Genomic DNA, 9,565 nt, shown 5'->3' with positions numbered 1-9,565 from the left:
CACCCTGTGTTTGCAGTTTACCCGGTGCCCACAGACAAACAGGTGTTTGGCAAAAGCCCACAAAAACGGGAATTGCTTACCATTGAGGAGGCACGCAAGCGCACAGGGCTGGGGGCCGTCACGCTCAAATTGATGCTTGGGTATCTTGAAGGCATACCGAAAGAAGAGGTTTTGAAACGCACCGAGATTTCTGCAGAGGAGACCCAAAGGGTGCGCGTATTTAAGGCCAAGTTGACCACATTTGCCGAAGTGACCAAGCAGCTTGGTATTTTTCCTGAGCAGTTGAAAGCGCTGCAGAACCTGGGCGTTCTCACCACGCTCAAGCTGTTGTCATCACGACGCTATCTCTTTCGTGAGGAAGTGAACGGGCTACTGGCTGATGTCGCGACCTTGCCAGCGCCTCTTCCAGGCAAGTCTACCGCGCCCATGAGAGAGTTCTGTCGCGTCAGAGGCATTCCTTTAGCGCGGGTGATCTCCATGTGGAAACAGGGCGAACTGAACGGGGCTCTCTGCGCCGGAATGGGAGACGGTTTGCATGCTATCGAAATTGACTGGGATGCGGTGTGCGGCAGCAAAGCTGTTGACCTGGCGCGCGACCTGACGTTACCCGAAGCCGCGCGCCACCTTCAGATCAATGTGGGCTCCATTCGTTCGCTAAGAGACAACGGCTATTTGCGCGAGATTTTGCATCAAAACCCCGACACCAATCGTGCAAAAACTTATATTGCTTGGTCGAGCATTCAGCAGTTCCAAGCAAGATATGTTACGCTTGGGCAGATGGCGCTACGCCAGAAGGTGGCAGCGATACATTTGGCGCGACGGCTGGATCGTGAGGATGTGCCGCCAGTCAATTGTGGTGAGAGGCTGGTCCGCGTTTACGACAAGCGCTTGGTGAATTGGGAGTGAGTTGGCATGAGCGACAAGGAAGATATCGAAGAAGAAGGCCTACCGGAACCCGGTCAGACAGCTGAACCGAGCGATGCATCAGACACTGGCTATGAGGAGCTGTTAGCCAAAATGCGGGGGCTCCAAGAGAAGGTTCAGTTGATGGGCCCAATAGATGCAGGTTTTGACATGAAACGCTTTTCTGATGAGCTATCTGATGAGGTAGAAAAATAGCTAGGCTGGAATTTGGGGCCAACGTTTTGGAACTTGAGGACGCAAATGCCGAAGACAGATTGCCCACAGCAGCAGCTTTTTCCGGCTGTCCTACACTGCGAGGGCGGGGTTTGGGGGTACTTTGTCCCTGAGTATTGTGGGGAGGTGCTGGCAGCAGCGAAGCAGCGCTGCGTGGTGCCCGAGAGCTATTAGAGTTGGGCGTGGCGCCGCTGATTGCGCGCGGAGAAGTTGTTTATTCCCCAGAGCAGCCAGACCAACTTTGCTTGGATGGCGGGCAGATCGTCTGGTTGCCTCTGGATACGACAAACCCGGCCGGCAAAGAGTTCTTTAAGAAACAGTCCGTGAAGCGCGTTTGATCTCGCGGAACTCACCGCAAGAGAACATTAAACTGTGACATCGCACCTGAACTACTTTGTCGATTGCGCTAAAGGCCAAAAGACTGCCCGACTGAACTTAACGCCTGCAGTTCAGAGCTAAGAGCCGGCGCCTAACGACACTTAGCTGGTCCACTATCCAAAGCGCAATCGCATTCTCAAATTCGTAATTGACACCTTGGTCTTTCTCTGGCTAGCTCCGACCCGTTCTGGTCCGGTGGAGTTTCCATCCGGTTAAAAGGGAATGAGGTGCGGCGTCGGCCAAATCCTCAACTGCCCCCGCAACTGTAAGCGGTGAGCAACCTCGGCATATGCCACTGTCTCCGGCGGAGATGGGAAGGCCCGAGGGCGCGATGACCCGCAAGTCAGGAGACCTGCCAGAATGTTCACCTGGTCCGGACGCGGGGCGCGTCGAGGGCAGCGGACCTTCCGTAGTGGTGGCACTTGCTTCACCGTCTGCGGAGAGATTTCTCCAAAGGCAATTTGATAAAAAATGGGCCCCTATTTTGCGGGCCGAAATGCGGGAGTCGTTTGCCGATTTCCGTGGAGATGGGACATGAAAAAACACATCTTAAGCGGCTCCAGCGCATTGGCGCTGGTTTTTGCGCAAACAGCTCTGGCGCAGGAATATACCGATCTTGGCGAAATTATTGTCAGCGGCGGTCTGACAGGGATCGAAGCGGAAAACTTTACGCGATCCTACAGCGTCGTCACCGCTGATGAGATCAGAGAACGCGGCATAATGCGGGTTCAAGATGCGCTCCGGGCACTCCCAGGGGTGTCTGTGGCGTCTACAGGCAGCACCATCACTGGGGTTTTCATTCGCGGCGGTGAAAGCAACCACGTCAAAGTTCTGGTCGATGGCGTGGAGATCAACAGCGCGCTGCAAGGATCTTTCAACTTCAGCAGCATGCCAGTCGCCAACATCGAAAAAATCGAAGTCCTGCGCGGCCCTCAGTCTGCAATTTATGGCACCTCGGCAATGTCGGGCGTGATAGCCATCACCACCAAGCGAGCCAGCAAGCAGGGCCTCTCCTATGGCGGCAGTCTGGAGGCAGCAAAGGACGATCAGTACAACGCCAACCTCTATGTGCGCCAAGGCTTTGATACAGGGCAGCTGTCTTTCTCGCTGGAGCAAAATCGCGAAGATTATAACTACGCCGCGCCAGGTATGCCGAATGCCGACAACGAGGTGCGCAACATCAACCTGTCCGGTGATACCTACTTGGGCGATGGTGGGGTGCGGATTGGCTTTACATTCCGCGATCTAGATCAGGACTATACCTATTACTCGACCGCAGTGTCGCAAACGCCTGACGGATACCTTGCGCTGCCACTCAAGGAAACGCACATTGAGCAGCAATCCGGGGCAATCTGGCTGGAAGCCGAAACGCGCGATGATTTGTGGCTCCATCGTTTCGAACTCTCGGGAATGGATCAGGAGTCAGTGTCAGACCCCAATACCGCGACACCATCAAAATACGCGTCTGACCGCCAGAGTTTCAAATACACCTCCACCTTCTCGCTGGATGGACAGGCGGCACGGAGTTCCAATCAAAAGCTGAATGTGCGACTGGAAGCACAGACAGAGAGCATGGACATTTCGTCGCCGTGGTCTGAAGGCACGCAAGAGCGCAACACGCGCGCGATCGCAATTGATTATCAGGGTATTTTTTCCAATGGCGTCGATGTGCAGGCGGGCATTCGCTACGATGACATCGATGTTTTTGAAAATCCGTTCTCTTGGAACCTGTCTGCGGCCTACCGCATCCCCGGCACCGATCTGCGTTTGCGCGGGTCCTTGGGGCAGGCGACGGTCAACCCCACCATGTATGAGCAGTTTGGCTATTCTCCGGGCCAGTTCGTCGGCAATCCCGACCTCAAGCCCGAAGAAAGTCTCAGCTTTGAACTGGGCGCAGATTGGACGTTTGCAGATGGTCGCGGCATGTTGGGCGTTACCATCTATCGCAATGAAATTGACGACATGATTTCTTCTGCAGGTATGACAGCCGTCAACCTGACAGGCACCAGCGTGCGTCAAGGGCTCGAGGTAACCGGCGACTGGACTGTCAACGACTGGCTCGATCTGAAAGCGAGCTATTCTTATGGCGATGGCGAAGACCCAACAGGGGCCCCTTTGGTGCGCCGCCCAGAGCATGAATTTGCCCTTCAGGCGCGCACGTCCTTCCTGAATGATCGCGCCGTTGCCACGGCGGAATTGCGCTACGTTAACGGCAGTTATGACACCGAGTGGTTTCGCCCATGGCCAAACAACCCGACAACAAAACTGCCCTCTTTCACAGTTGTAAACCTTGCCGGGCAGTATGAGCTTACGGAGAACTTGATGCTCACGGGTCGTATCATCAATCTCTTTGATGAAGAATATTCAGAGGCCTGGGGCTACTATGGTCAGGAACGCACCGCATATCTTGGTATAAGTGCATCTTTCTAAAATGCGTTTGACGCATCTCATATCAATGTTGGCGGTGCTGCTTTTGGGTGGGGCCGCTCAGGCGCAGGAGGCGGCTGAGCCGCTTTCTGTGCCACCTTCATCTGAGTTTCCCGCGCATCCACAGCGTGTCGTCTCAATGAACCTCTGTACAGATCAGCTCGCAATGATGATTGCAGCGCCTAGGCAATTGTTGTCGGTGTCCTATCTCGCTTTGGACAGCCGCAGCTCCGCCATGGTGGAAGAGGCTCGCGCTTATGAGATCAATCACGGGCGTGCCGAGGAGATTTACCTGCTGGAGCCTGATCTCGTGATTGCCGGTGCATATACCACCCGCGCAACCGTCGATATGCTGCGTCGGCTTGACGTTCCAGTAGCCGTTATACAACCCGCCCGAGCGCTGGACGATGTCGTGGCTCGTATTCTCAAAATGGGGATGCTCCTTGGTCAGGATGACAGTGCCGAAGCCATGGCAGCGCAATTTATTGGTGATCTGGCCGCACTCATTGAGGCCAACGACGAAGGGCCACGTGCTGCGCTGTATTCTGCCAACGGGTGGACATCCGGAGATAAATCGCTGGCCGGGCAAATTCTGCGGGCCGCGGGGCTGCGCAATGTCGCCACCGAAAAGGGGTTCTCGCAGGGTGGCATTCTGCCGCTGGAAGTACTGGTCATGGCCGCGCCTGATATGGTGATCAACTCTGGCGATTATCCGGGCCACTCCCGCGCTGAAGACGTTTTGCGACATCCCGTGCTGGACGTGTATCGCGCGCCGGGCACGCGCAGTGATATGCGAGACCAAGACTGGGTGTGCGGCACACCGTACGTGCTTCGCGCGATAAAGCGGTTGCGCAACGATCGGGATCAATTTCAAAGGACAGCAGAGTGATGCGATTGGAGATCGGACTTGGCCTTGGCGTGCTGGGATTATTTGTAGCCTCGCTTACCATCGGGCCCGCCAATGTGCCTGCGATCGACAGCCTTCAGGCGCTGTTTGATAACAGCTTTGGGCCGCTCACGCTGGTGATGCAGGAAATCCGACTGCCGCGCGGGCTTCTGGCAATAACCGCCGGAGCTGGCCTTGGTTTTGCCGGTGCAGCAATGCAGGGATATTTGCGCAATCCTCTGGCTGAGCCGGGGTTGATTGGCGTAGCCTCCTCGGCTGCTCTGGGTGCGGTTTTGGCGATACATTCCGGGTTGGCGGCAAATGTGTTTCTGGGGCTGCCTTTGTCTGCGTTGGCGGGGGCCTTGGTAGGCGTGTGCCTGGTGATGGCACTGGCAGGTCCGCGCGGCGGCTCTCTGACGCTTATCCTTGCCGGGATTGCTATTTCGGCATTGGCCGGAGCACTGACATCACTTGCATTGAACCTCTCACCCAATCCCTTCGCCGCCAATGAGATTGTTTTCTGGATGATGGGCTCTTTGGCAGATCGCTCCATGACGCATGTCTGGTTGGCGTTGCCGTTTGTTGTGGCAGGGGCTGTGGTGATTGCGATGACTGCGCGTGGTCTGGATGCGCTCACACTTGGCGAGGATGCCGCGGAAACCATGGGTTTTGACCTGTCGCGGCTACGGCTTCTGATCGTGGTGGGTACAGCGAGCATTGTGGGCGGCGTCACCGCGGTTGCCGGAGCCATCGGTTTTGTCGGTTTGGTGGTGCCACATATTCTGCGCCCGTTTGTCGGTGCGCAGCCGTCGCGGCTGATGTGGTCCTCCGCACTGGGAGGGGCAATCATGTTGCAGCTTGCTGATATTGCCGTTCGGGTCATCCTGCCGACGCGGGATTTGAAGCTTGGCGTTGTGACTGCCCTCGTTGGGGCACCGTTGTTCCTGCACCTTATCTACAAAACGCGGAGGGAACTGCCATGACCCTTATGTCGGTCCAAAACCTTGGGATCTCTCTGCGTAGAAGAGAAGTCTTCAAGGGCATTTCCTTTGAGATACAAGAAGGTGAGTTTGTCGGGTTGATCGGCCCTAATGGTGCAGGAAAAACCAGTCTGATGCGTGCCATTTTGGGATTGCTGCCGCATGACGGGAGCAGTTCGCTGGCTGCCATGTCACCACGTCAGCGCGCGCGGACGGTGGCGTGGATGCCGCAATCCCGCGAAATTGCGTGGCCGGTGTCCGTGGAGCGCATCGTGGCGCTGGGGCGGCTGCCGCATCTGGCGACGGGGCAGAGGATGCCGCTCGCTGATCAGGTCCGGGTGGATGCGGCAATAGAGCGTCTGGGGTTGGAGGCCTATCGGCAGCGTGCAGCCTCGCGCCTATCTGGGGGTGAACAGGCTCGAGCGCTTATTGCTCGCTCCTTGGCGCAGGACACACCTGTTCTAATGGCGGATGAACCCATTGCCGGGCTTGACCCCGCGCATCAGATTTCCACGATGCAAGTCTTTCGCGAGCTGGCGGGTGATGGCCGTGCTGTCATGATCTCGATTCATGATCTCGGTCTTGCCGCCCGCCACTGCACCCGCCTTATCCTTCTTGCCGAAGGTAGAGTGATTGCTGATGGTACGCCACATGATGTGCTCACCCCCGAGCTGATGGCAGAGGCCTTTGGTGTTTCCGTTTGGCATGAGGAGACAGCGGAGGGGCCGGTGTTTCAACCCCTTGAGGTGGTGAAATGAGCTACGTGAAACTAAAAGCCCCTTGGCTGGAGTTTGACCTTGGCGAGGACATGCAAGCCTTGAGTTGGTCGATAAACGCACCGGGGTTTGCGCGCGCATCCCGTCTTCTATGGCGTGAGGTGCGCAATCGCGATTTGCCTGAAGGTGTAGATGTGCAGCAGTGGATCAATGCCGAATTGGTGCGGTGTTATTCCGAGGATGCCGTGGTTATGCTCACCTCACGCGACATCACTCGCTACGAAGCACGCACCGCAAGCGTTGATGGGGTGACTGTCGAAGCGGTCGCGACTGTGGGCCTCTCCAATGGGGAGCGCGTTGGGCATCGGGTGGATTATTCGGGCCGTGATTGGGGCACAATCAATGTTGGTCTGGGGATCAGCGAAGGAATGACCCAAGCAGGGCTGCTCGAAGCGATGAGCATTGCCGTGCAGGCTCGCACTGCCGCTGTCATGGATGCGGGCTTCAGAGTACCGACAGGGGTTGCAACGGGAACGGGGACAGATTGTGTCGCCATTGCTGCCCCGGAGGGGGACCAGCTTTATGCGGGCCTTCATACAGCTATCGGTGAGGCCGTCGGGCGCGCCGTCTATGACGCTGTGCGTGCGGGCGCTGACAAGTGGATTGATGAAACAGAGGAAAGACAGCGTGCCAGAGCTTGAAAACGTATTGCGCGACGCACTCATTCAGGAAGACACCGGCTGGAACATGGGGTCATTTGGCGCCATTGCCGAGTTCCACCATGTGTACGGTGATGATGTACCCACGACCCAAGACGGGTTGATGCAGGTCACGCCACGCGGAGGTGTGCGTATTGACCGTCTGGAGGGGGTGACACCTGTGGCCTATGAAACTCTGAGCCCCAAACCGCATCGCTGGACGCAGGCGGTGTCGCTGTGTCTGCCAACAGATCAAGCCGCTATGCATCAGCGAGATGTGTTGACCGAACTTGGCGCGGATACCCAGGCCTTGCGCGCAACAGATCGGGATGCGGTGCTGTTTGATATGGGGCTGGCACAGTTTCAAGTCGATTTCTGCATTCGGACGACTGATCCCACATTACTTGAGGTTTTGCGCGCAAATGAGGGCCGCTCGTTGTTTGATCACCATAGTCCCGCTATGGGTGCGATCCTGAAAGCCCACCCTCATCGGGTTGCTTTGACACGGATCGGGCGGGTTGAGGTTTATCAAATGATCGGTGGCCCAGACACCGGTGGCAAATCACCCGACGGTCCGCACACCCATGTGCTTCCCAAACTTCTGCGGGCCAAGCGCACGCATTCTGCCAATACGCCGATTCCGGAAGGGCTTGTGCCATGCTGCGGTATGCACCCGGAAAACCCCGCTATTGGCCGTTTGGGAGAGGACCTGCCGTTTAGCAAAGCCGCTTTTGATCATTTCCAGATGTTGCTACAAGCTTGGGGGGCGGAGGAGTATCTGGCTGGTAAGAACACGGCGTGGGCCGCACTGGAGGCTGGCAAAGAAGCGCGGGAGGTTTCCGAACCAGCGTCACGTGTTGGGCGGGCAGGGTGGCGAAATGGCATTCGTCAGTGGCGCCTGTTGCATGGTGAAAGTGCTTTGCTGACCAGTTGGGCAAGCGCATTTGACCGCGACCCTGAGCAAACTGATCCGGAAAATCTCGGTCATTAAATTAGCGGTGAAGGTCTAGCTCAAGAAATCGCGATGACCTTCACAACAGCCTCTTAACAGAGGCTGACATCCCTCCGCACCGCACATCGGTTATGTCGCGTTTGAGGGGGAGACGCTAAAGCATCAAAACCCCGACACCAATCGTGCAAGAACCTACATTGCCTGGTCGAGCATTCAGCAGTTTCAAGCGTTATATCAGACACCGGTTATGAGGAGCTGTTGGCCAAAATGCGGGAGCTCCAAAAGAAGGTTCAGTTGATGGGCCCAATAGAACCAGACTTTGCCATGAAACGCTTTTCTGATGAGTTGGAAGAGTAGTTGGTTTGGATTTGAGGCCTTCGTTTTAAAAATTGAGGTCGCAAACGCCAAAGACAGATTGTAAACATCAGCAGCTTTATCCGGCTGCCTGTGGACTGCGAGGGCAAGGTTTGGCGCGGCCGAGCTGATTGAGCGCGGAGAGGTTGTTTCTGCCGCAGAGCTGGCAGATCAACTTGACGCCGATGGCGGGCAGATCGTCTGGTTGCCTGTGGATGCGAAAAGGCCGGCCCAGTGAGGCCGGCTCAGTTGCCAGCATAAATAGCTAGCGTACTCAACCAGAGATCGCTTCACATAAAACCCGTACCGCGACGTTCTCACTTTGTTGTGGTGTCACCAATCATCCATTGGTTGCAGGAAGCTGTTGTTCGAGACGCGGTTAGAAGACGCCCGTAGTGCGCACTTAGAGCGATTTCGCTTCGGTTGCGCTAAGGTCAGCTTTCGGACACCGACTGCGACGCGCTCTCATCTCTTGATAGAACCGAATGCAACTGTCACAGCATTTGTCAGAGCTAGTAGGCCCAATGCACCAACGCGCAGCGACCAAAGTCTGATATTGATGCCTTAAGCGCTTGCCAGTGCTGACCCTAACTCAATGCCGAGGTAATTTGCTGACGGGTTAAGCGCGAGGATAAAGCCGTGGTTGACATCAGTCACCAAAGCCACAAGACGGCTTTTTTTGGGCGTTGCGAACAGGGTGCCCTTGAATGCGTATCCCGCAAGAGACATCGCACCCAAGTATGGCCCCAAGTCGAGAAGCACTAGGGAAAGAAACGCAGCGAGACAGGCAAAACTCGCCCAAAACAAAGGTCAAGATCCAAGGCGGTACGAAAGAGCACCTGCGACGGTGTTCCTGGCAATTCCTAGAATGCCGAACACGAGGATTGCGATTGGAAGCCTGCCTGTACTAATATAAAATACTGAGCCAGCCATTCCCTCATCAGCGCATAGATCACAAACTGCGCCGATAGCATGCCCACCGTCCTCATGAGCAGGAGCGCTGGTGCGAGGAGGCGCATTCCTTCTTAGGGTTGTTT

General features: G+C 56.2%; 8 protein-coding genes and 1 riboswitch. All 8 genes read left to right on the top strand.

The window, feature by feature from the left end; all coding sequences use genetic code 11:
* A partial coding sequence (locus PJL69_RS20075; RefSeq protein WP_271311281.1) for a hypothetical protein occupies positions 1-906 on the top strand: 906 nt, incomplete at its 5' end.
* A 6-nt stretch (positions 907-912) separates the two neighbouring features.
* Entirely contained in the window at positions 913-1,119 is a 207-nt protein-coding gene (locus tag PJL69_RS20070) for a hypothetical protein (RefSeq protein ID WP_271311280.1), read from the top strand.
* 567 nt (positions 1,120-1,686) lie between these two features.
* Positions 1,687-1,888, top strand: a riboswitch (cobalamin riboswitch).
* A gap of 161 nt (positions 1,889-2,049) precedes the next feature.
* Positions 2,050-3,945, top strand: a complete 1,896-nt coding sequence (locus tag PJL69_RS20065) for a TonB-dependent receptor plug domain-containing protein (RefSeq protein WP_271311279.1) — start codon at positions 2,050-2,052, stop codon at positions 3,943-3,945.
* Between the two features lies 1 nt (position 3,946).
* On the top strand, positions 3,947-4,831 hold the full coding sequence (locus tag PJL69_RS20060; RefSeq protein WP_271311278.1) for an ABC transporter substrate-binding protein: 885 nt from the start codon (positions 3,947-3,949) through the stop codon (positions 4,829-4,831).
* Positions 4,831-5,811: a FecCD family ABC transporter permease gene (locus tag PJL69_RS20055; protein WP_271311277.1), complete on the top strand. Its 981-nt coding sequence runs from the start codon at positions 4,831-4,833 to the stop codon at positions 5,809-5,811. Before PJL69_RS20060 ends, PJL69_RS20055 begins: the two co-directional genes overlap by 1 nt.
* Positions 5,808-6,566: an ABC transporter ATP-binding protein gene (locus PJL69_RS20050; protein WP_271311276.1), complete on the top strand. Its 759-nt coding sequence runs from the start codon at positions 5,808-5,810 to the stop codon at positions 6,564-6,566. The genes PJL69_RS20055 and PJL69_RS20050 overlap by 4 nt, the downstream gene beginning before the upstream one ends.
* Complete coding sequence (locus PJL69_RS20045) at positions 6,563-7,225, top strand: adenosylcobinamide amidohydrolase (RefSeq protein ID WP_271311275.1); 663 nt, start codon at positions 6,563-6,565, stop codon at positions 7,223-7,225. Before PJL69_RS20050 ends, PJL69_RS20045 begins: the two co-directional genes overlap by 4 nt.
* Positions 7,191-8,213 (top strand): DUF6925 family protein, encoded by a 1,023-nt coding sequence (locus PJL69_RS20040; protein WP_271311274.1) that lies wholly within the window; start codon positions 7,191-7,193, stop codon positions 8,211-8,213. The genes PJL69_RS20045 and PJL69_RS20040 overlap by 35 nt, the downstream gene beginning before the upstream one ends.
* Positions 8,214-9,565: the final 1,352 nt, after the last annotated feature.

This window comes from Shimia sp. MMG029, assembly GCF_027947445.1.
Classification (GTDB): domain Bacteria; phylum Pseudomonadota; class Alphaproteobacteria; order Rhodobacterales; family Rhodobacteraceae; genus Shimia.
The sequence above is the reverse complement of the archived record's forward strand: the minus strand, read 5'-3'. Positions and strand labels throughout refer to the sequence as shown.